The following is a 23069-nucleotide window of genomic DNA, read 5'->3' as shown; positions in this document are numbered from 1 at the left end:
ACATTAAAGAGGAATTCTTCACAGGATTCCTCTTTTTTTGTGATACCAATGCAAAACAGCTCCTACGTCTATCCTATCAAAGATCCCAATTGGGTGGAAAAACTTTGCAGATGGGCTGACCTACATTATGACTTTTTTGCCTATAGCAATGGAAACGATTACCAATATCCAGAAGCGCCAATCGCCACGGCTTTTTATGCCGGAAACAAGGAATTGACTGAGGAAGAAATCTGGTGTGAATACAGCAGTTTCAAAAAGGTCGGTATCATTGGATATGACTTCAAAAACCGGCTAGAAAAACTTAAAAGTGAAAACTCTACTTTTTTCGAACTTCCAGAACTTTGCTTTTTCCAGCCTTCCTTTTCATTAACATTTGATGCGAATAGCATTTATTCTGAAACTGAATTATCTAATGATTTCTGGGATGAAGTAGCCAGCATAGAGCTTCCTATCTCTACAAATACGGCTTGTACAGTCAGTCCTCAAATCTCAAAGGAGAGCTACCTGCAAACTGTACATACCATCCAGAACCACATCATCGAGGGCAACACTTACGAGAGCAATTTTTGTCAGGCCTACTCCGGTGAATTTGAATCTTGGGATCCTATTGCAGCCTACTTCAAACTGAACAGACTTTCCCCTATGCCCTTCTCTGCACTTTTCAAGGCAAAGTCAGTTTGGCTTGTTTCAACTTCTCCTGAGCGCTATTTGAAAAGAAAAGGAAGTAAAATAATCGCGCAGCCTATCAAGGGAACGATCAAGCGTGGGAAATCCATCACGGAGGATGCTGATAACCGAGAGACCTTGGCCAGCAGCGAAAAAGAACAAGCCGAAAATCTGATGATCACCGACCTGATGAGAAATGACCTCTCGAAGGTATCAATGATTGGTTCGGTGCAAGTCCAAGAGTTATTTGGGATATACCCCTATCCTAGAGTATTTCAAATGATCAGCACAGTAGTTTCCAAGTTGAAGAAAGATGTTTCCTTTGCCGAAATCATCCAAGCTTCATTTCCTATGGGAAGTATGACCGGAGCTCCTAAGATCCGAACGATGGAAATAATAGAGGAACTGGAAAGTTTCAAAAGAGGCTGGTTTTCTGGTGCATTTGGGATCATCGAAGAAAATGGAGATTTTGATTTCTCAGTTATCATTCGCAGTATCATTGCTGATCTCGATGTGAAAAGACTTTACTTTGGAGTTGGTAGTGCCATCACATACGATGCCGATGCTGCACAAGAATATGAGGAATGTGGCCTCAAAGCCCAGGCAATTTTAGAAGTGCTCAGTGGAAAATGAAAGCGATATAACAGCCCCTCCAATCCGGAAAATCATCCATGTGGACATGGACGCATTTTACGCATCCGTGGAGCAGCTTGATCATCCTGAATGGAGAGGGAAACCACTGGTGGTGGGAGGAAATGCTGCTAGAGGGGTGATCGCGGCGGCTAGTTATGAAGCTAGAAAATTCGGCGTCTATTCCGCTATGCCTTCTGTATTGGCTGCACGGAAATGTCCCCAACTTATTTTTGCTCCTGCGAGATTTGATCGCTACAAGGAGATTTCCAGTCAGATCCGAGAAGTTTTCTATGAATACACAGATCTGGTAGAGCCTCTTTCGCTTGACGAGGCATTTATGGATGTGACAGAAAACAAAATGGGTTTAAAATCAGCCATTTTGATAGCCATGCAGATCCGTGAAAAGATCAAAGAGCGTACAGGACTGAATGCTTCTGCGGGAGTTTCATACAATAAATTTCTAGCTAAAATCGCCTCTGATCTAAACAAGCCCAATGGGCAGGCGGTGATTCTTCCAGAGGAAGCAGAAGCTTTTTTAGAAAAACTCCCCATCAAGAAATTCTTTGGAATCGGGAAAGTAACTGCTGAGAAAATGAGTGGACTGGGAATACACTGTGGCAAAGACCTCAAGCAATTTTCGCTACAATACCTCACTAAGAAGTTTGGGAAATCAGGCATTCACTACTTCAACATCGTACGAGGCATACACCTCTCGGAGGTGCAACCACATCGTATACGGAAATCTCTGAGTGCTGAGAATACTTTTGAAAAAGATATTATGGCGAGGGAAGATTTACTTTTTGCCCTAAAACCTATTTGTGATGAGTTAATCAAGCGAATCAAGAAATCTGGGATAAAAGGCCGGACAATCACCTTGAAAATCAAATTCTCTGATTTCACACAGCAGACTCGCAGCAAAACTCAGGAGCAGTATCCTGACGATGAACTGATTTGGGCGACCGCTCAAGAACTTCTAGCTCAAGAACCCTTTGAAAAATCTATTCGCTTACTAGGGCTTGGCATCTCCAATCTCAACATTATCGAAGAACAACAGCATTTTGGAGAGCAGCTGAGGATTCCTTTTGAAGCTTGATTGGTGGCAATTAAACTGCAGTCATTACCCTAGCAAGAAGCATTAGGGATATTAACAAAATAAAAGGATCAGACATTCTGCCATTTTGTCCGCATTTTCGTAATTTCGCCAACCGAAAGAAGGAAAGAAGAAGTACATGAATAATTTGATTGCAGACATAGACATCATCTCAGCGGATGAAGCGCAAGCTTGCGACTTCAAAACCACAGCAGATGAAAATACCGGCAAAACTCGAAAACTCTATATTGAGAGCTACGGTTGCGCCATGAATTTCGCAGATTCAGAGATTGTAGCATCCATAATGAAAGAAGGTGGTTTTGATACAACCGCTGATTTTTATCAAGCAGATGTGATTTTCCTCAACACCTGCTCTATCCGCGAGAAGGCAGAGCAAACCGTACGAAAGCGACTCACTGATTTTCAAAGAGCCAAAAGAAGTAAGCCTGGAATGACTATCGGAGTTTTGGGATGCATGGCTGAGCGACTTAAGGAGAAGCTTCTCGAAGAGGAGAAAATCGTGGATATCGTGGTAGGCCCTGACGCATACCGGGATCTGCCCAATCTAATTTCCAATGCAGAAGATGGACAGAAAGGGGTAAACACCTTCCTTTCTCGTGAGGAAACTTACGCAGACATCTCCCCTGTTCGCCTGAATTCCAATGGTGTATCGGCCTTCATTTCCATCATGCGTGGTTGCGACAATATGTGCTCTTTCTGCGTGGTACCATTCACTCGTGGGCGCGAGAGAAGCCGCGATCCTTATTCCATCGTCGAGGAAGCAAAAGATCTTTTTTCCAAAGGATTCAAGGAAGTGACCCTACTCGGTCAAAATGTAGATAGTTACAAGTGGTCTGCAGAAGAGAATAACAAAGCAAGACTGAACAAAAAAGAGGAGGAAGTAACTAGCATTGTCAATTTTGCCAATTTATTGGAGATGGTTGCCTTAGTAGATCCAGCTCTTCGTGTGCGATTCTCTACTTCCCATCCTAAGGACATCACAGACGATGTTTTGTACACAATAAAGAAGTACGACAACATTTGCAATTACATCCATTTACCAGCACAAAGTGGGAATTCCCGCGTACTGGAGATGATGAATAGAACTTATGATCGCGAATGGTACTTGGAACGTGTTTCCAAAATCAGAGAGATTCTAGGGGAAGAATGTGGCATCTCTTCGGACACAATCACTGGATTCTGCAGCGAAACAGAAGAAGAGCATCAGGACACACTTTCGTTGATGGACATTGTTAAGTTTGATTTTTCTTACATGTTCTTCTACTCTGAAAGACCAGGGACTTTGGCAGCCAAGAAATACCCAGATGATATTCCTATGGAAGTCAAAAAACGAAGACTTTCTGAAGTCATCAAAAAGCAAAGTGCACTTTCTCTAGAGAGAAATAAACTGGACATCGGAAAAGAGCAGATCATGCTAGTCGAAGGTGCATCCAAGAAATCAGCGGATGACTTCAAAGGAAGAAACTCTGCCAATAAAGTAGTGATCGTGCCTGCTGGAGACTTCTCCAAAGGTGATTACTTAAAGGTGAAAATCACCGATTGCACCCCTGCAACGCTTTTTGGTGAGGTGATAGAAATAAACCCGACACATTAATGATTACAAATCCGGAAGTACAAAGCGTCAAACAGCGCTTCGGCATCATAGGCAATAGCCCTTTATTGAATCACGCCATTCAGGTTGCTATGCAAGCAGCACCAACTGATATGACTGTGCTGATCACCGGCGAAAGTGGCAGTGGTAAGGAAAGTTTCTCGAAGATCATACATTCACTCAGCCTTCGTAAGCACGGCAAATTCATCGCGATCAACTGTGGAGCTATTCCCGAAGGAACCATTGATTCCGAACTTTTTGGTCATGAGAAAGGCTCTTTTACAGGAGCACACGAAGCTCGAAAGGGCTATTTCGAGGTCACCGACGGCGGGTCGATTTTCTTGGATGAAATAGGTGAATTGCCTCTGGGCACACAATCTCGACTATTGAGAGTTCTAGAAAACGGAGAATTTATAAAAGTAGGTTCGTCCAAAGTACTCAAAACGAATGTCCGAGTAATCACCGCTACCAATGTCAAACTGCTCAAAGCGGTAGAAAAAGGCAAATTCCGAGAAGACCTATATTATAGACTCAATACTGTTCCGATTTTTGTGCCTCCACTGAGAGAGCGTGGAGAAGATATGGTCTTGCTCTTTAGAAAATTCACCTCTGACTTTTCTGAAAAATACCATGTACGCCCAATCACCTTAGATGCAGAGGCACAGGCAGCTTTGATGCGTTATTCCTTTCCTGGAAATATTCGTCAGCTGAAAAATATTGCGGAGCAAATTTCCCTGTTGGAAAGTGAGCGAGAAGTAGATGCTGCGACCATGGCTAAATACCTGCCTGCCGATAATTCCCGCTTGCCGATGACACTTCCTAGCATGTCTAAGGGCAGTGACTCATCAGATTTCTCCGAAAGAGATTTGTTGTACAAGGTGCTGTTTGACATGAAAAAGGATATGAATGATTTGAAAAAACTCGTACTGGAAACCTATCATAACGGTGGGCTAAGTCAAAACATCATTCAAAAACATCAGGGACTTTTCGAAGATATGGATGGCGGATTTTCTTCCAAAGAAAGTACAGATTCTGGATCTAACTACGTTCCCTTAGTGATCGATTCCAAAAAATCAAACTCTTCAAACGAGGATGATTATGAGGATGATGCCATTGAGGACATTATTCATGAGGAAGATGACAACTCGCTTTCTTTGGAAAAGAAAGAAAAAGAGATGATTCTCAGAGCTTTGCGCAAGCACAACAATAAAAGAAAATATGCAGCTAGTGATCTAGGGATCTCAGAACGCACACTTTACAGAAAGATAAAGCAATATGAGATCGACCAATAAACTTACATTCATTGCACTTGGATTGGTCTTTTTCCTGCTCCAAAGCTGTTCGGTCAAATACAGCTTTACAGGCACGAATATCGATTACAATTTGGTAAAGACATTTACCGTAGAAAATTTCTTCAATGATTCTGGAGGAGGGCCTGCGAATATAGAACAGAAATTCACTGAGGCTCTAAAAGAATATTATCAAAGAAACACCCAGCTGGAGTTGGTGCGATCAAACGGCAACTTGCAGTTTATGGGATCGATCACCCGCTATACAGTTACCCCTCAGGCAGCCGTTTCAAGTGGCGATCCTAATCTTCCTGATAGAGCAGGTACGATGCGCTTGACTATAGTGGTACAAGTTGAATACATCAATACTACAAATGAAGAGGAAAATTTAAAGCAGAGTTTTTCGTTCTTTAAGGATTATGACCCGAGAACCACAACTTTATTGGATGTGGAAAGTGAGTTGGTGGAGGAAATTTTCACTAATATTATTCAAGATATCTTCACTGCCACTGTAGCAAATTGGTAATTTACCTATATTAAAGCCTAAAGAAATATTCCCGTGAACGCAGCCCAATTTTTAGAACTTGTCCAAAAGCAAGACTCCTTAGATCAAAGTGAGCTCCTGTTGCTTCATAAGGTGCAGAAAAATTTCCCATATTTTCAAATCCCACATGTGCTAACGGCGCGTGCTGAATTTCTGAAAAATGGGGCTCAAAAAATCCCATCTCTGGGATCTGCAGCAATCTGCAGTCCAGATAGAATTTGGCTAAAAGCTTTGCTAGAAAAGCAGGTGGAAACCAGTGCCCCAACTAATAAAGTTAGTCCAAAAGTTGAAATTGAATCAAAGGAAAAAGCTCCAGCTACACCAATAGTAGATAAGTCAGAACCTAAATCTGAGCCAGTCAAAGCAACGCCAAGAAGACGAAAACCACCTAAGGATGACCTGATCGAAACGATCAAAAGGAAAGAAAAAAAGGTGATTCTTGACGAAAAAAAGAAAGAACAAATCGACTTGATCAAGGCTTTTAGCAAGAAATCAATCAAAATGGCAACGATCAAAGAGATCGAAGCAAATCAAAATACTGAGAACCTCGCTGCAGCCAGCACCCAGATCAATGATAAGTTGATATCAGAATCCTATGCTAAGATTCTAGCCAAACAAGGAAAGAAGCAATTGGCCAAACAAATTTATGAGAAGTTGGTATTGAAATTTCCGGATAAAAGGGCTTACTTTGCGGACTTGATTGAAAAACTGAAAGATTAACACCCACATTATATGTTTACTTTATTGATTACAATTATCCTAATTTTAGCTGTTTTGCTAATCTTAGTGATCCTAGGCCAGAATTCAAAAGGTGGAGCTGGTGCAGCATTTGGAGGCAGCGCTTCTCAAATCATGGGTGTGACCCGTACCGGAAATGTGCTTGAAAAAGCTACGTGGGTATTGGCTATCTCTATCCTTGCACTTTCATTGGCATCTTCTGCTTTCTATTCAGGAGCTCAGTCCAACCAATTCTCTTCTCCAAACATTGATAGCGCCAAGCAGCAAGTAGTAGCGCCAACCTTTGGTGAAGATGCAAGTTTACTTCCTGCAGCTACTGATGAAACTCCAGCAGCTACTGATACTACTTCAGGAAACTAAGAAAAACAGATTCAAGATATTTTAAGTCTGCTCCGCAAGGGGCAGACTTTTTCAGTTTATAGTAGTGAATGGTAACTTGGGGGAAGTTTACTGAACCGAAACAGACTTCAACAAAAGTCGCTTGCTGATTGGGATCAAAGTCTCTTCAATAGGGAATTCCTGTTGGCTATGAATTCTCCAAGTAGCAGGATTGGGTAATTCTTTGATCTCTCGGATAAGATCCATTTTAATTTTCTCCAGGGTATTGACTAAGCTACGCTGAAAAACAGCTATGAGCCACATGCTGATACTTCGAAAGTTTTCTCCAGCATAATGCAGCAAACTGGATTTATAGCGGAATGCATGCACCTCCTTCGTCTTCTCTCTAGACATCAAGATATAGCCCTCCTGCTTATAGATTGGGACTATGCCGACTGGCTCAAACTCCAATTGATCTTCCACAAAATCATAAATCGTCCTTCCTTCCTCGATTTGTGAGACCAATTTAGGCAGCGCAAAGTCGGTAATCATGGATACTTCCTTCATCACCGCGCTCGGTATTACCTTCGATTGATAATTCAATTTGCCTTTTTGAAAGTCAATTGAATCCAAGGTTTTGGGGAATTGACCATTTAGCGCTGCACTGTCAGACTTCAATTTTTCCAAATCTCTGTAATGATCGATCAAATCACTCAAGACAGGGTAAAGCTTCATCTCATTGAAATGCTTGTTCGTTTGCTGCAAATAGGCCAGCAACTGATACTTTTTATATTCGAAATCAATGAGACCTTCGGTAATCCAATTTTTAGGAAGGGTTGTCATAGCTTATAGGTTTGATATAAATTACGAATTTCTGACAAGGATGAAGTGTCTTGAGCAAAAATGGCAGTCCTTTCTGCCAAAAAAATCCCTTGGTAGCATTGATTTCCCCAAGATTTACAGCCGATTTGTCAGCCTTTCCCCCTATTCCTTCCTTGGCACAAGAAGTGCTATTAGGCAATTACATTTTAATCTAACCTTTAAACGAATTTATATTATGTCAAATGTGAACATCAAACCTCTTGCAGACAGAGTTTTGGTACAACCTGCTGCAGCTGAAGAGAAAACAGCTTCTGGTCTTTACATCCCAGATACCGCTAAAGAAAAGCCACAAAAAGGTATTGTAGTGGCAGTAGGAAATGGCAAAAAAGATGAGCCTATTACTGTGAAAGTTGGAGACACTGTATTGTACGGGAAATACTCTGGTACAGAACTCACTGTAGAAGGATCTGACTACCTCATCATGAGAGAGTCTGACATCTTTGCAATCCTTTAATTAATCAACCCTAATCGTTAACCAAAATATTTAACAATATGGCTAAGCAATTATTTTTCAATACAAGTGCAAGAGATCAGCTGAAAAAAGGCGTAGATGCTCTTGCTGATGCAGTAAAAGTGACTTTGGGACCAAAAGGTCGTAATGTAATTATAGATAAAAAGTTCGGAGCTCCTACCATTACTAAAGATGGTGTATCTGTAGCTAAAGAGATCGAATTGGAAGAGCCAATCGAAAACATGGGCGCTCAGCTTGTGAAAGAAGTAGCTTCCAAAACTGCAGATAATGCAGGTGATGGTACTACTACTGCAACTGTACTTGCTCAATCTATCTTCGGTGTAGGTATCAAAAACGTAGCTGCCGGAGCTAACCCAATGGATCTTAAAAGAGGTATTGACAAAGCAGTTTCTGCTGTTGTTAAGCAACTTCAAGCTGATTCTAAGCAAATCTCTACTTCTAAAGAAATAGCTCAAGTAGCGACTGTATCTGCTAACAATGACGAGGAAATCGGAACAATGATTTCTAACGCAATGGACAAAGTAGGTAAAGACGGTGTGATCACTGTAGAGGAAGCAAAAGGTACTGAAACTGATGTGAAAACTGTAGAAGGTATGCAGTTTGACAGAGGTTACCTTTCTCCTTATTTCGTGACTAACACGGAGAAAATGGAAGTTGAATTGGAGCAGCCTTACATCTTGATCTACGACAAGAAGATCTCTTCGATGAAAGAATTGCTTCCAGTTCTTGAGCCAGTAGCTCAGTCAGGCAAAGGACTAGTTATCATCTCTGAAGATGTAGATGGTGAAGCTCTTGCTACACTTGTAGTAAACAAAATCAGAGGTGCTTTGAAAGTAGCAGCTGTGAAAGCTCCAGGTTTCGGTGACAGAAGAAAAGCTATGTTGGAAGACATCGCGATCCTTACTGGCGGAACAGTAATCTCTGAAGAAAGAGGTTTCAAATTGGAAAATGCTACTATTGATATGCTTGGAAGAGCTGAGAAAATCAATATTGACAAAGACAATACTACGCTTGTAAATGGTGCTGGTGATAAGACTGCTATCAAAGGTAGAATTGCTGAAATCAAAGCTCAGATTGACAAAACTACTTCTGATTACGACAGAGAGAAATTGCAAGAAAGACTTGCTAAGCTTTCTGGCGGTGTAGCTATCCTTTATATCGGTGCTGCTACTGAAGTAGAAATGAAAGAAAAGAAAGATCGTGTAGACGATGCACTTCACGCAACGAGAGCTGCGGTTCAAGAAGGTGTTGTTGTAGGTGGTGGTGTAGCGCTAGTAAGAGCTGCTGAAGCACTTAACAACCTTAAAGGTCTTAACGAAGATGAAGATACTGGTATCAACATCATCAGACAGGCTATCGAATCTCCATTGAGAACTATCGTTTCTAATGCAGGTGGTGAGCCTTCTGTAGTGATCAATAAGATCAGAGAGCACAAAGGAAACTATGGTTACAACGCTAGAACGGACGTTTACGAAGACTTATTCAAGGCTGGTGTAATCGATCCTACTAAAGTAACTCGTTTAGCTCTTGAGAATGCAGCGTCTATCGCAGCACTTCTTTTGACTACTGAGTGTGTTGTAGCAGATATGAAAGAAGAAGGTCCTTCAATGCCTCCTATGGGTGGCGGCGGAGGAATGGGCGGCATGATGTAATCATCCCCCTTTCTTAATACATTAAAGGAGATCCAATGGGTCTCCTTTTTTGTTTTTCTAGCTATTACTGAATAGCTTCAAAATAAAAAAGGAGGTATTCATTTTCTTGAAATAGTATTAGTCGTATTTTGGCTATACTAAATCCCTCTTTTGCTATTTAATCATTTTAATGAGCCATTTTGATACCATTTTTCTAGTGGATGATGACCCCATCAACAACCTAATCAATAAAAGACTGTTGGGTAAAATTGGTATTTCTGAGAATATCGTGGAGTTTCTGGAAGCTGAAGAAGCCCTAAGCTCGCTCTCTGATCTTGACCCTAATCAAAGCCTTCTGATTTTTTTAGATATTAACATGCCTGTCTTGAATGGCTGGGAATTTCTGGACAGATACTTAGAGATGTACGCTCAGAGGTCAGACAAGATTGTCATTCTTTCAAGTTCTATTGATTATCAAGACAGATCCAAAGCTCAAGGCTATGAGATTGTTTCAGGATTTATCGAGAAACCACTGACCTTGGATAAGATCAGAATTCAGCTAGAAAAATATAATCAGGACTAAATATTCTCTTACTCGATTATTGGTTTCAAATGCTCCCAAATATCTTTGATCAATAGAAACGAGACCAGTGAATTATCCCCTAAGCCTCCCATTCTAACTATTACCAAATCTTCCGACGGCACAACCATCAAAAACTGGCCATTTTTACCCATGGCTTGATACATATCGGCTGGAGCATCAGGCACGAATGAACCCGGAAATACTCGCTGAGACTGAGGCACCATATAGGAACTTTTTCCATTGAGCCAGGTAAGATATCCATAGCTACGATTCAGGTCTTGAGAGGACTGAGATAGTTCATCAAAATAATCGCCAGACCAAATTTGGTTGCCATCCCAGTTGCCTTCGGACAACAATAAAAGGCCAAACCTAGCAAATGATCTAGCATCACTATAAAACACATTGTTCATTCCTGTTTTCTGCCAAAAGCCCTTCATTCCGATTTTAGAGCCCAAATTCTCCTCAAAGTATTCTTGGAAACTTTGACCAGAAGCATTTTGAACTACCTGATTTAAAAGTGTGTAGGGTGCGTTATGATATGCCCATCTTTCTCCTGGCTCTGCTAGAAATGACAGGGATGCCGGACTAGTATCATCCTGATTTGCTACTCCATCATCCAAACCTGTGGTCATTGAAAGCTGATGAATCAATCTAATATCACGTTCCTGTTGGTCATCTAAAGAGGTCCAACCTTCTCCTAGATACTTCTGCGTACGATCTTTTGTTTTAAGCAATTTTTGATTTTCGGCTATCCCGACTAAGGTCGCAGTAAGCGTTTTCCCAGCAGAAGCCCAGTACCAATATGAATTTTGATCCATTTTTCCTGCACCCGTGAGCTTTTCTCCCCAGTACTCTTCTACCACTATCTTCCCTCCTTTTAGGATGATAAAGGCTCGAGTGTCCTGCGTCTGCAACCAGGCCAATAATTCATCCAGCTTAGCAGCATCCCAAGCTAGCTCTGAAGCAGATTGCTGATCCCAGATGCTTGATTCTATGGGTGGAAAATAGCGACTTGAAGTTGTAGAACTTGGATTCTGCGCTTCGGCACAGGAATAAAAAAATAGGACAAAGCATCCCATTAAGAGATGCTTTGTAAAAGGTTTTAATTGTTTCATAAGAAATTTTGGATCCAACTTATTTCCTTAAAGTGTCTTCAATGAACTTCTTCACATCATCTCGGAAAAGTTGGGCTGATGGCAAATCTGTGTACATCATATGACCTGCCTCATAGTAAGTCATAATGATTCGATCACTTGCAGACTTAGGAAGACCAAGATGGGAAATAGAATGCTCCACACCATAGAATACGGTAGCCAAATCATAATATCCGTTCATTACCAACACTTTCACATTCGGATCCTTACTCATCGCATCTGCCATATCTGGAAGCGTGGTGACTGCTCCATCAGTTCCCCAATATTGATTTCCTCTATGCGACCAATCCCATTTAAATCCCTGCTTACTATAAGCCGAAGTAGAATAGTTTAGGTCTTTGCTTACACCCAAATCTCCATGAAAATAGTCCAAAAAGCCCATGGTATAGGCAGGGGAAATAGCATCGCTCTGCGGATCAGTGAAAGAGCTCATAGACATAGGATCAAGATTAATTCCCTTGTATCTAGAATCTAGCCGACCAACAGTCATTTCTTCATCGCGCAGCAACTCTTGAAAGAATTCTCCAGCGTCCATTTTCAGATCAGCTCTTTTCCAAATAGTGGCACTGATGCCGGTATAGGTCTGGAGTTTTTGTGCAATTGCAGTCTCAGCACTTTCAGATAGCTTATTTCCTTTAAATAAAGCTGGGGCATACTCATTTTCGGTAAACTCCCTAACTTCCTGTACAAAAGCAGGCAGATCATCACCTTTATTAGTAAGCTTATCATGATACCAGGCCGTAGCAGCCATCGTAGGCAAATAAGCGATGTATGAAATATCTTCTGTTGGAACAAAAAACAAGGTTCTAAGGTCAAACACAGAAGAAACCATGATCACGCCATTTAGCGCATAGCCGCGATTCAGCAGATAACTCATCACTCCTGCATTTCGGAAGGTACCGTAACTTTCCCCCAAAATATACTTAGGAGAATTAAGGCGGTCATGGGCTTTCAAAAACTGCATAATAAATAAACTTACACTTCGAATATCCTGGTCCACTCCCCAGAAATCCTTGCCAGTAGCCTCTCCTATCGGCATACTCAATCCTGTTCCCACTGGATCCATCATCACCACATCAGCTACATCTAGAATAGAAAATTCATTGTTTGTCAATTCATAAGGTGCACTTGCATTGTAATTCGGATCATCGATAACCATCCTTTTTGGCCCCATTATCCCCATATGCAACCAATATGACGAGCTGCCAGGACCTCCATTATAAGAAAATACAATTGGTCTATTCTTCTCCGGATTTTCTTTGAAATAAGCGGTAAAACCGAATAGCGCAATAGGCTTATTGTTTTCATCCTTCAATTCAAAGGTTCCTGCCTTAGCATTCAAATTGATCGTTTTCCCATCAATTTCTACAGATTGCTTGGACTCAAAAACCTGTGCTTTTGGATCTTCAGTAGTTTTTTCAGTTTTTTCCTGAGCCAGAGCTAGGCAAGAAATAAATACGAATAGAATTAATAATCTGACTTTCATAATATCTTGGATTGAAACTATCTATACTAAAAAAGGCCACTTGAGGGGCCACGTTGATTATTGTTTGATTACTTTACCTTCCTTCATCACAAAAACTACATCCTTCATTACAGTGATATCCTGCTCTGGATTTCCTGAGACAGCGATGATATCTGCCAACTTCCCAGCTTCCAAAGTCCCCAGTTTATCTTCAATCCCCAAGAAAATAGCATTGGTTAAAGTAGCCGATTTAATAGCCTCTAGATTTGGCATTCCCACTTCAGTCATGTAGATAAACTCACGGTAGTTTTCACCATGAGGAAAAACTCCTGCATCTGTTCCGAATGCTATTTTCACTCCTTTTTCGTAGGCTTTTCCAAAAGTCGCCTGAATCTGAGGACCAATTCTTCTTGCCTTTTCAGCTACCACAGGAGGATAGTATCCCGGAATTTCACCGTAAGCTGCTGCTGACATTCCCGCTGTCACCGTTGGCACAAGCCAGCCTCCCTTCTCTATCATCAAATCCATCGTCTCCTCAGACATCATCGTGCCATGCTCAATGGAGGTAACACCTGCATTTATAGCACGCTGCATCCCCTCATCTCCATGAGCATGTGCTGCCACCATAATACCAAAATCGTTTGCCGTCTGTACTACAGCGTCTAATTCATCCTGAGCAAACTGAGGCGCAGAACCATCCCTAGCGACAGAAAGCACACCGCCTGTTGCTGTCACCTTAATCAAGTCTGCACCGTATTTCACCTGTTGGCGAACAGCCTTTCTAGCTTCATAAGGCCCATTGATTACTCCATCATCTGGTCCTGGATCCCCCATCAAGTCTCTTTTCATGCCGTTGGTAGGATCTGCATGCCCACCTGTAGGAGCTATTGATTTGCCTGCTGTATAGATACGAGGCCCAATAACTTTTCCAGAGTTTATAGCATTCCTAAGTGAGATATTGACTCCAGAACCACCCAGATCACGTACTGTCGTAAATCCCGCCATGATAGTTTTCTCAGCAAAATGAATAGACTTAAAAGCAACATCAGCTTCATTTTCTCGGAAACCGTCTATATATCGTGTAGGGCTTGTTTCTCCTTCTATATGAACATGCATATCCATCAATCCAGGCATCACTGTACTTCCCTTCAGATCTATTGTTGAATCTTCTGAACCTGGATTTTGGTATCCAGCACTGACGGAAACAATTTTCTCGCCTTCAATTACTATTGTCTGTTCAATTAGGACTTTCTGGTTTCGGACATCTACTAATTTCCCTGCATGTATATAGGTCTTCTGTGCAAAAGCACAGATAGAAAATAGTAAAGCTATTCCGCTTAGTATGATCTTTCTCATAAAAATATAGTTTGGTTGGTTGGCTATTATAAGAAGCAGTTTAGTGAAAAAATATGAAAAAGGCACTTTCGCCAACTGCAGACAAAAAAATTATCCTTCGAAACAATTTCAGCATCGTGGATACCATTAGGATCATATATGTCAATTCTTTTCTACTTCATTAGAAATCATTATTTTGATGGCTAATTGATAAAGTATGACAGGAGGAGCCGGCTTTAGTGTTTCAGCAAATAAGTCTTCGAAAGAAAATCGGAATTTGGGAAAAATACGCCCAAAGCTGACGAGTCCTGATGGGCTATCCCGAGAAAAAAATATGGATAAAGCTGATCTCAAAAGCATCGACGACAGCATCAAGTTCAGAGCTAATAGATACTCTTCCTCCTCCAGCAGTGGGTATTTCTTCGCCATCATGGTAATACTAACCTTGGCCTGGGTTATTTGGACTGTGTTTTTCTAATTTTTTAAACCGCCAATGACGCGGAGGCTAACGCAAAGAACACAGGTTTATTTATTTTCCTTCCTAGTGAACAGGATGTGATTTTCGATTTAATCCCTGTTTAATAACATATTACTCAAGATTATTCCTTTAGAAAGCATTAATTAAGCACATCCTGCAACTCTTCATTTTTCTTGAACATAGCTTTAGCAAATGGACACAAGGGAATGACTTTGATCTCTTCCTCTCGCGCATAGTCAACCAATTCAACTAGCAACTTAAGACCGATGCCCTGCCCTTTTAGGCTTTCATCAACTTCAGTATGTTCAATGATCATTTTCTTTGGGCCGGCCATTACATAGACCATTTCTCCAAATCGCCTGGCACCTTCTTCAAGGTAGAAGGAACCTCTTTTACCGTCAAATTCCTGCTTGATTTTGATCTCTGCCATGGTATTTATCCTTTGGTTTTGGTATCTACAATTTTATCATAGGCCTCATCTACGGGCTCCCAGAGTTCTATGCTGTGGCCATCTGGATCCAAAATATGCACAAACTTTCCGTAAGAGGTATCATCTATTTCATCTAGAATAGTCACTCCTTCAGCTTTCAGCTCTTGCAGCAATTCCACCAGATTCTCTACCCGGTAGTTCACCATAAAATCCTTTTCCGAGGGCTTGAAATAGGTCGTATCGTCCTTCATAGGCGACCATTGGGTAAAGCCTTTTTTATTTGAATTTTCGGAATTCCGCCACTCGAAGGTAGCTCCGTAGGCATCCGTATTTAATCCTAGATGCTTCTGATACCACTCTTTGGTCTTGCTAGGATCTTCTACTTTGAAAAATATTCCTCCTATTCCTGTAACGCGCTTTTTCATGTGACTTGCTATGGGTTAGTGAGGTATTAAGGTAAGAAAAAATTAGAGCGCTTTTATTCCAAGTTTAATTTGAAAAAGGGTACCTCCCATTATGAAAAGGTGAAGAATTGTTACCTGAGAAGGTAGAAAATCCCCCTTGCCCCCTTTGAAAAGGGGGAATCGCATTAGCTGAACTTCAACTATTTTCGCAAAGGTCTTACAGGCAATTACTTGATTTTAGACTAGAATTTACAGAAATCTATTACACCACCACTGATCCTAATACATTTTGAAAACGGATCAACTCCCCCTTTATAAAGGTAGGATCACATCAGCTGAACTTCAACTATTTTCGCAAAGGTCTTACAGGCAATTACTTGATTTTAGACTAAAATTTACAGAAATCTATTACACCACCACTGTTCCTTATACATTTTGAAAACGGGTCAACTCCCCCTTTATAAAGGGGGCAAGGGGGATTTAACTCCATATTTTTTTAAATTAACTGTATGTATTTTTTGCCATACAATAAATCATTACGTGAATTCTCCAGAAAACTTAGATCTCATAGCACGCTTTCTGAAATACTGCTTTGGCAAAAGTTAAGAGCGAGTCAATTCCGAGGTTATGGTTTCAATAGACAAAAACCTCTAGGCAATTACATTGTTGATCTATACAGCAATAAATTAAATCTAGTAATTGAAATAGATGGTGACTCACACTTTGATGAAAAAGCTATGATAGAAGACGAGGTTCGTCAGCAAATACTGGAAAAGAATGGATTAAACTTCCTTAGATTTCTGGACATCGATGTGAAGAAAAACATGGAGTTCGTACTTAATGAATTGAACTTTTACATTGATGAATGGGAAGACAAAAATGGAATTGCTAGAAGTTGTTTTAAGTAAATTAAACTCACACTTGCATTGATACCCCCTTTGAAAAGGTGAAGAATTGTTGCCCGCTTTAAGATTGAAAATCCCCCTTGCACCCTTTGAAAAGGGGGAATTGCATTAGCTGAACTTCAACTATTTTAGCAAAGGACTTACAGGCAATTACTTGATTTTAGACTAGAATTTACAGAAATCTATTACACCACCGATGATCCTAATACATTTTGAAAACGGATCAACTCCCCCTTTATAAAGGGGAATCGCATCAGCTGAACTTCAACTATTTTCACAAAATGTTTATTGGCATTCATTTGAGTTTAAATGTGACAACTGAGACTGAACACTGAAAACTAATTAGCTTCCTCGATCTTCACTTTTACCTTCTTCACTCGCTCGTTTTTCAATTTTGGCATCAGCTTTTGTACGAGATTACTTTTCACTGCTACATAAGAAGCAAAATCCATAATGGTGATCAAGCCAATTTCAGTGCTCGTTAACCCACCCTTTTTGGTCAGCATCCCTACGATATCACCCTTGCTCACTTTATCTTTTTTGCCTGCACTCACGTAGAGGCAAGTCCATTCCTGGGCAACTGGCGGCACAATCTTCTCCGATACCTTGAACTCCTCAATAAACTCATCGATATAGTCTGGTCTAGACTCATCGTTAGCTAAAATCATATATGATAATCCTTCAGCATGCATCCGGGCAGTTCTACCATTTCTATGGATAAAGGCGTCTTCCTTAGGAGGCAATTGGTAATGAACCACATGCTTGATCTCTGGAATATCCAATCCTCTTGAAGCCAGATCTGTCGCTATCAAAAGATTGGTGACTTTACTCCGGAATCTGATCAAGTTTTTCTCCCGATCAATCTGCTCTAAACCTCCATGCAGAACCGAATGGAAGTAATCGTAATCATTTAGCAGAATGCTCAGCCTATCCACAGCATCTCGATGGTTACAAAAAACAATGCAAGATTCATCCTGAAATCCTGCAACCAAGCGCATCAACGTTTCGCCTTTTTCCTTACTTGAACTATGGACGATCTTGAGTTCCAACTTTGACTCCACCACATCCTTCAGGAAATTAACCGTGCGATGATCTACGAATGGCAGAAAATCAGGCAATCTTTTCAGCACCGTAGCAGAAGTGAGCAAGTGTCTTTGTTCACCGTTGAGCGCAGCAAAAATCACTTTCAACTGCTCATGAAAGCCCATTTGAAGAGACTTATCAAATTCATCAAGAACAACCGTTTGGATAGTTTTCGGATTAAAAGAACCTCTCTCTATATGGTCCGCTAGTCTTCCTGGAGTTCCAATTATTACGGCTGGTGCTTCACCCAAACTGTTTGATTCCAATTTGGAAGAATGTCCTCCATATACTGTACTCACCCTGAAAGGAGTTTTCATGCCTTTGAAAACCTGCTCGATCTGAATGGCCAATTCTCTGGAAGGCACAATAATCAGCGCCTGCACTTCCCGTACATTTTCCTTGAGGGAATTTAAAAGTGGAATCAGAAAGGCTACCGTTTTGCCGGAGCCTGTTGGAGATAAAAGTACAAGATGGGGATTTTTGGCAGCTCTAGAGATGAATTCAGACTGCATTTCGTTGAGACTATCAATCGAAAGACTTTTGAGATACTGGGCGGTGGATTCTGTTTGTTTTTCTGACACCCCCAAAAGTACCAATTAACTGCGAGCTATATATCCAAGAGCTTAGGAGAAGCTAAATTTCCTTGCCTTTTACCACCAAAAACCAATCTCCATCTAGCGCCAAAAAACCATAATCATAGCAATAATGATAGATATTCCCTTTTTTGGTTTCGTAGAGATGAGTGAAATATTTGAACTGAAATCCATCGCGAAGCAAACGCTCTCGGGTCGTTTTTGCCATTTCCTCACCCGATGGAATGATTTCTTCCAAAATATTCCTGTTCTTTTTCAGACTGTGATTAATCCGACGTATGTAATTTGTAGATAATGCATTTTGCTGATTATTGTAGGTATTGCGGCATTGATCATCACAGAATTTCTTGTCTATTCTGCCTTGAATCGCCTCTCCACAATTCAAACAGTATTTTTTCTCTAGTGCCATATGCTAAAAAGTTTGATCTAATTTAACCGATTAGTTTGAAAAATAATATTCCAAACTAATCGGCATCAATTTTTCAATCTTCTCATTTCTCGAACTGCAGCGTATTCAGATTGAAAGTGCCCCAGATCGAAATAGGCTCATCCGTCACATAGACGAAGTATAAATCCCCAAAGTAATCAGTGGCTGGAATGCTAAATGGAGCGGCAAACCAACCCACTTGTGGGCCTGTGCTAGGTCTGGAATCCTTGGTTAGAATACCTGTCTCTGCCAAAAGCTTACCATCTGGAGAACCAGCTCTTACCTGAAGTTTACCTTTGGTATTTCCAGGCATGATAGAAAGCGTGATTTTCTTGATTTCATTGAGGTCAATATCTCGAAACAATAGCCAAGCTCCAGACGCAGTAAACTGCACGTAATGCTCATCTTCAGGATTTGCACGCGCAACATGATCAATACCTTCTGCGCTGTAGGCTGAAACGGTAGTATTCCTCAATTTTAGCTGACTCGTAGTCTTAATCGCCGGAATACCATTGGCCCCTTTGTCTTCGTAAGAAGCTTGAACCATATAGAAACCTTCAGGATCATCCGTATTTTCAATTTGGTATTTCCCAGAAGCTGCTAAGCCCGAGACAGCATTTGGATTGGCTATGCTTAGCACAAAGTCAACCATCTGCCCTACTCGCTTCTCATCTAAGTGTGTGTGTCCCGGCATGATTTGGTCACCCCAGACGCCAGAACCACCATTCCTAACTTTATTGATCAGGTAGGATTTCGCATTTGGATCCTCTTTGTATTTCTCAGACACCGAGGTATAATCTGGCCCCACAGATTCATTGTTGATACCATGACAAGCTTTACAGCCAGCTTCATTGATGTAAGTCTCCCCAATGCTCAAAACCTCCTCTTGGTGCCCCATTTCTATCAGATCGTACCCACCTTCCAAGTAGTCAACGCTCATTTTGATTTGTGATGGATCTATTTCCCCATCCTCTTTATCCTTTGCAGTCACAGAGTAATTGATCGCTTCCTTACCGAAATAGAAACTCTTATTCCCTTCCCAAGCTATAGTAACTGCCGGCGCCTCATTGCCCACTTTCAGTTCCAAAAATGAACTCGAAGTCTCTCCTTGAAGATCTGTGGCTGTCAATTTCACTTTATAAACCCCAGGCTTGTCAAAGTTATAAGTTGGGTTTTCATCGGTAGAAGTCGCTCCATTCTCTCCAAACTCCCATAAGAAACTGACCTGATCATCTGGGTCTAAATCTTGCGTTCCCGCTGAGGAAAAATTCACCGTCAAGGGTGCAGCTCCCACTGTTTTGTCTGCCGAGATTTTTACTTCTGGCTTTCTATTTCCTTCGGAAAAAACAATTCTATACAAACCAGAATCATCGTTATTTGCACGCCAGAACGTACCGTATTCCAATACATAGAGAGAACCATCTTTCCCAAACTGCATATCCATCGGCTTCTCAAAATGAGTTTCAGGCATAAAACGCTCCATGGTATCATACTCAAAATTCTCCGTCAGACTAACTGTGAAAATCCAGTTCCGCATCCAGTCGTAGATAAACAACTTCTCATTGTAATATCCTGGAAATCTAACCTCAGAAGCTTCATAATCCTCTCGATAATAAACCTGACCAGCCATGGCATTTCTACCACCCTGACCGAGCATAGGAAATTCTGCTGACTCTCCATAAGGATAGTAAATCAACGCTGGATGAGCTTCAGGAAGGATTTCCATTCCGGTATTATTAGGAGAAGTGTTTTTAGGAGCTTTCGGATCAAACTGAAATAAACTTTCTCCAGTCGCAAAATCGTATTTCCAATAGGCATAATTATTCCCCACAAAATACGGCCAGCCGTAGTATCCTGGGCCAGTCGCCACATTGATCTCATCATATCCTCTTGGGCCACGACCTTCTTTGTCCTCCGAACCATCTGGTCCTACTTCACCCCAATACAAATTCCCATTATGACTATCGATAGAAAATCTAAATGGGTTTCGATTGCCTTTTACATAGATTTCAGGACGTGTTTTAGGTGTTCCTTCGGGAAATAGATTTCCTTCAGGAATAGAATATCCACCTTCTGGATTTGGTTTGATTCGAAGAATTGCGCCTCGCAAATCATTGGTATTACCAGAAGTTCTCTGAGCATCCACATTTTTCGGTTGATCTTGACGCTCATCGATTGGATTGAAATTATTTGATTCAAAAGGCGTAGAATCGTCCCCTATCCCCAAGTAAAGATTACCTTGGGCATCAAATTCCAATGCTCCACCTGAATGGCAGCATCCTCTGAAAAGATCGATGTCTATAATTTTCACCTCAGAAGCCAAGTCTAACTTATTGTCTACAAAATCAAATCTTGATATCCTGTTTTTAGCTGGCTCAGAAGCTGGAGCATAATAGATATATAGCCAGTGATTGCTTGCAAAATCCGGGTCCTTAGCTATTCCCATCAAACCATCTTCTCTTTCTGGAAACACATCAAATTCACCCACAACAATTGTCTCGTCTGTTGCTTTTTGGTAAAGCTTCATCAAACCATGTCGCTCTATGATCAGTACATCCCCATTATCGAGCACCTCAATCTCCATAGGCTCATTGAAATTGCCTGCCAAAGGGATTTTTGTGAATCTCGACTCATCAGGTTTTTCGGTAGCAAAGGGATCCTCTTGCTTATTTTCACAACTCCAAAAACTCAAACTACAAACTGCAAATAATAGCAGGTACTTTCTCATAAGGCTTACTTAAATTTATTCAAGTCGTGAAGGTAAAGAAATCTGAAAATCTACGGGCCAGAATATGACTAAAGGTCTTTATTGAAGATTGAGAAAGCTTTTCTTAAATTCAACTTACATGAAAGCCGAGAGTTTTATAACTAATCCTTGCTACTGGAATCAAGTAGATGCCATTGAAGGAAATTGTACTACTTATAAACTCATCTCGGTCTTACATTGGTATTTCATTCCAGCACAATAATTGACATTCCTAAAAATATCACTCCAAACAAAATTTTCATCAATTCCATTGTAGCGTTTCATTGTTCGGCTTCGTAAGAAGATTGTACGCATTAATATCTCTAAACTCGAATTATATGAAATCCCTCTACTCAGCTTTCTCCCTACTTTTCTTACTATCGGTGTTGTTATTTTCTTCCTGTGTAGATGAGGTCACGAATACCTACACCTATCAAACCATGGTGCCTATTTACCTGGAAATGAGCGATGTCAGAGCTAGAATCATCAGCACTGAGCCCGCCCAACCCCTAGACAATCCAGGTAAAATCTATATCTATGAGGATTACCTTTTTATCAATGAACCCACCAAGGGAATTCATATCCTTAACAATGCTGACCCTTCGAATCCAATCAACTTAAGTTTTATACCCATAGCAGGGAACGTGGATATGGCAGTAAATGGCAAAATCCTGTACGCAGATAATTATGTTGATCTACTGGCATTTGACCTCAGCAACATTAATGATATCAAGTTGGTGAAACGAGTGGAAGATGTCTTCAAACATATGTACCGTCATGAAACTGGAGAGATTATTACTTTCCGTGATACCGTTATTACCACCGATAGCCCGACTTGGGAAAGAGGAGATATGTTTCTAATGAACTCAAGTAAGAGTTATTCAGCCAATTATTCAGCTGCTGCCCAGAGCTATGGGACTGGCGGATCTATGGCCAGATTTACCCTTGCAAACAGTCACTTATATGCTGTGGATGAAACCACCATGCGAGTATTTGATGTAGAGAATCCAGCTGAGCCAACTTTCGTCAAGCCGATTGATTTAGGCTGGGGCATCGAAACCATTTTCCCTTTTGAAGACAAGCTATTTATAGGATCAAATATCGGAATGCATATCTACGATGCCAGCACGCCGAGTTCGCCCACTCGAATGGCAGTCTATGAGCATGTCCAAGCTTGCGATCCAGTAGTCGTAAATTCTGATTATGCCTTTGTGACACTTAGAGATGGCACTTCCTGCTGGAATGGAGCCAATCAACTTCAGGTCATCGACATCAAAGACCTCTATCAGCCTACGCTCGTAAAATCCTATCCAATGCTGAATCCTCATGGCTTGGGTTTAGCAGGAGACTTCCTTTATCTAACTGAAGGTAATCATGGTCTGAAAAGCTTCAACGTCTCAGATGTGATGAACATTGACCAAAATCAACTTGAGTTTTTGACTAGCGAAAAATCAGTTGACCTTATTCCTGGTCCCAATTCTCTGATAGTAATCGGTCCTGATGGTGTTTGCCAATTTGATTATAGCAACCCTTCCAAACTGAAAAAACTCAGCTGTATTCAAGTCAAAAACCCAGTGAAATTTTATTGATA

22 protein-coding genes are annotated in these 23069 nt (G+C 41.0%); 13 read left to right on the top strand and 9 right to left on the bottom strand.

Annotation, left to right across the window (positions count from 1 at the left end; translation table 11 throughout):
* The first annotated feature begins 48 nt into the window (after positions 1-48).
* From LV85_RS04835 to secG, 7 genes are all read left to right on the top strand, one after another.
* The gene (locus tag LV85_RS04835) at positions 49-1299 is read left to right on the top strand and encodes an anthranilate synthase component I family protein (RefSeq protein WP_111317050.1); all 1251 of its coding nucleotides are present in this window, start codon (positions 49-51) and stop codon (positions 1297-1299) included.
* Between the two features lie 7 nt (positions 1300-1306).
* Positions 1307-2392 carry a DNA polymerase IV gene (dinB, locus tag LV85_RS04830; protein ID WP_111317169.1) on the top strand — a complete coding sequence of 362 codons (1086 nt, stop codon included), beginning with the start codon at positions 1307-1309 and terminating at the stop codon, positions 2390-2392.
* Positions 2393-2528: 136 nt separating this feature from the next.
* Entirely contained in the window at positions 2529-4004 is a 1476-nt protein-coding gene (gene miaB, locus LV85_RS04825; protein ID WP_111317049.1) for a tRNA (N6-isopentenyl adenosine(37)-C2)-methylthiotransferase MiaB, read from the top strand.
* A complete protein-coding gene (locus LV85_RS04820; protein WP_111317048.1) occupies positions 4004-5293 on the top strand; it encodes a sigma-54 interaction domain-containing protein in 1290 nt (429 codons plus the stop codon). Before miaB ends, LV85_RS04820 begins: the two co-directional genes overlap by 1 nt.
* The gene (gene lptE, locus LV85_RS04815; protein ID WP_111317047.1) at positions 5277-5816 is read left to right on the top strand and encodes an LPS assembly lipoprotein LptE; all 540 of its coding nucleotides are present in this window, start codon (positions 5277-5279) and stop codon (positions 5814-5816) included. The genes LV85_RS04820 and lptE overlap by 17 nt, the downstream gene beginning before the upstream one ends.
* A gap of 33 nt (positions 5817-5849) precedes the next feature.
* Positions 5850-6554, top strand: a complete 705-nt coding sequence (locus LV85_RS04810; RefSeq protein WP_111317046.1) for a hypothetical protein — start codon at positions 5850-5852, stop codon at positions 6552-6554.
* Positions 6555-6566: 12 nt separating this feature from the next.
* On the top strand, positions 6567-6932 hold the full coding sequence (gene secG, locus LV85_RS04805; RefSeq protein WP_111317045.1) for a preprotein translocase subunit SecG: 366 nt from the start codon (positions 6567-6569) through the stop codon (positions 6930-6932).
* An 87-nt stretch (positions 6933-7019) separates the two neighbouring features.
* On the opposite strand, the gene LV85_RS04800 is transcribed toward secG, so the two are convergent.
* Positions 7020-7733, bottom strand: a complete 714-nt coding sequence (locus LV85_RS04800; RefSeq protein ID WP_111317044.1) for a hypothetical protein — start codon at positions 7731-7733, stop codon at positions 7020-7022.
* A 214-nt stretch (positions 7734-7947) separates the two neighbouring features.
* Here LV85_RS04800 and LV85_RS04790 point away from each other — a divergent pair, with 214 nt between their 5' ends.
* From LV85_RS04790 to LV85_RS04780, 3 genes are all read left to right on the top strand, one after another.
* Complete coding sequence (locus tag LV85_RS04790; protein ID WP_111317042.1) at positions 7948-8226, top strand: co-chaperone GroES; 279 nt, start codon at positions 7948-7950, stop codon at positions 8224-8226.
* Positions 8227-8264: 38 nt separating this feature from the next.
* Positions 8265-9896: a chaperonin GroEL gene (groL, locus tag LV85_RS04785; RefSeq protein ID WP_111317041.1), complete on the top strand. Its 1632-nt coding sequence runs from the start codon at positions 8265-8267 to the stop codon at positions 9894-9896.
* A gap of 169 nt (positions 9897-10065) precedes the next feature.
* On the top strand, positions 10066-10458 hold the full coding sequence (locus tag LV85_RS04780; protein WP_111317040.1) for a response regulator: 393 nt from the start codon (positions 10066-10068) through the stop codon (positions 10456-10458).
* Between the two features lie 8 nt (positions 10459-10466).
* On the opposite strand, the gene LV85_RS04775 is transcribed toward LV85_RS04780, so the two are convergent.
* Genes LV85_RS04775 through LV85_RS04765 form a run of 3 tightly spaced genes read right to left on the bottom strand, consistent with a single transcriptional unit; the run spans position 10467 to position 14433 of the window.
* Positions 10467-11573 (bottom strand): serine hydrolase domain-containing protein, encoded by a 1107-nt coding sequence (locus LV85_RS04775; protein WP_111317168.1) that lies wholly within the window; start codon positions 11571-11573, stop codon positions 10467-10469.
* Positions 11574-11592: 19 nt separating this feature from the next.
* Positions 11593-13098: a S10 family peptidase gene (locus LV85_RS04770; RefSeq protein ID WP_111317039.1), complete on the bottom strand. Its 1506-nt coding sequence runs from the start codon at positions 13096-13098 to the stop codon at positions 11593-11595.
* A gap of 57 nt (positions 13099-13155) precedes the next feature.
* On the bottom strand, positions 13156-14433 hold the full coding sequence (locus tag LV85_RS04765) for a metal-dependent hydrolase family protein (protein WP_111317167.1): 1278 nt from the start codon (positions 14431-14433) through the stop codon (positions 13156-13158).
* A gap of 196 nt (positions 14434-14629) precedes the next feature.
* Here LV85_RS04765 and LV85_RS04760 point away from each other — a divergent pair, with 196 nt between their 5' ends.
* Positions 14630-14890, top strand: coding sequence for a hypothetical protein (locus LV85_RS04760; RefSeq protein ID WP_111317038.1), 261 nt, complete (start codon positions 14630-14632; stop codon positions 14888-14890).
* 139 nt (positions 14891-15029) lie between these two features.
* Here LV85_RS04760 and LV85_RS04755 read toward each other — a convergent pair whose 3' ends face one another.
* Both LV85_RS04755 and LV85_RS04750 read right to left on the bottom strand, forming a co-directional pair.
* On the bottom strand, positions 15030-15320 hold the full coding sequence (locus LV85_RS04755; RefSeq protein WP_245942151.1) for a GNAT family N-acetyltransferase: 291 nt from the start codon (positions 15318-15320) through the stop codon (positions 15030-15032).
* A 5-nt stretch (positions 15321-15325) separates the two neighbouring features.
* A complete protein-coding gene (locus LV85_RS04750; RefSeq protein WP_111317037.1) occupies positions 15326-15745 on the bottom strand; it encodes a VOC family protein in 420 nt (139 codons plus the stop codon).
* A gap of 488 nt (positions 15746-16233) precedes the next feature.
* On the opposite strand from LV85_RS04750, the gene LV85_RS04745 reads away from it, so the two are divergent.
* Positions 16234-16632 (top strand): endonuclease domain-containing protein, encoded by a 399-nt coding sequence (locus tag LV85_RS04745; protein ID WP_111317036.1) that lies wholly within the window; start codon positions 16234-16236, stop codon positions 16630-16632.
* Positions 16633-16967: 335 nt separating this feature from the next.
* Here the strand turns inward: LV85_RS04745 and LV85_RS04740 are convergent, their stop codons facing one another.
* The 3 genes from LV85_RS04740 to LV85_RS04730 form a co-directional block, all read right to left on the bottom strand.
* Complete coding sequence (locus tag LV85_RS04740) at positions 16968-18293, bottom strand: DEAD/DEAH box helicase (RefSeq protein ID WP_245942150.1); 1326 nt, start codon at positions 18291-18293, stop codon at positions 16968-16970.
* 52 nt (positions 18294-18345) lie between these two features.
* Positions 18346-18714, bottom strand: coding sequence for a DUF2116 family Zn-ribbon domain-containing protein (locus tag LV85_RS04735; protein WP_111317035.1), 369 nt, complete (start codon positions 18712-18714; stop codon positions 18346-18348).
* 82 nt (positions 18715-18796) lie between these two features.
* Positions 18797-21460: a PQQ-dependent sugar dehydrogenase gene (locus LV85_RS04730; protein WP_111317034.1), complete on the bottom strand. Its 2664-nt coding sequence runs from the start codon at positions 21458-21460 to the stop codon at positions 18797-18799.
* Between the two features lie 356 nt (positions 21461-21816).
* On the opposite strand from LV85_RS04730, the gene LV85_RS04725 reads away from it, so the two are divergent.
* Positions 21817-23067 (top strand): LVIVD repeat-containing protein, encoded by a 1251-nt coding sequence (locus tag LV85_RS04725; RefSeq protein ID WP_111317033.1) that lies wholly within the window; start codon positions 21817-21819, stop codon positions 23065-23067.
* Positions 23068-23069 lie beyond the last annotated feature (2 nt).

Origin of the sequence: Algoriphagus chordae (assembly GCF_003254055.1) — a bacterium.
Taxonomy (GTDB): Bacteria; Bacteroidota; Bacteroidia; order Cytophagales; family Cyclobacteriaceae; genus Algoriphagus; species Algoriphagus chordae.
The sequence above is the reverse complement of the archived record's forward strand: the minus strand, read 5'-3'. Positions and strand labels throughout refer to the sequence as shown.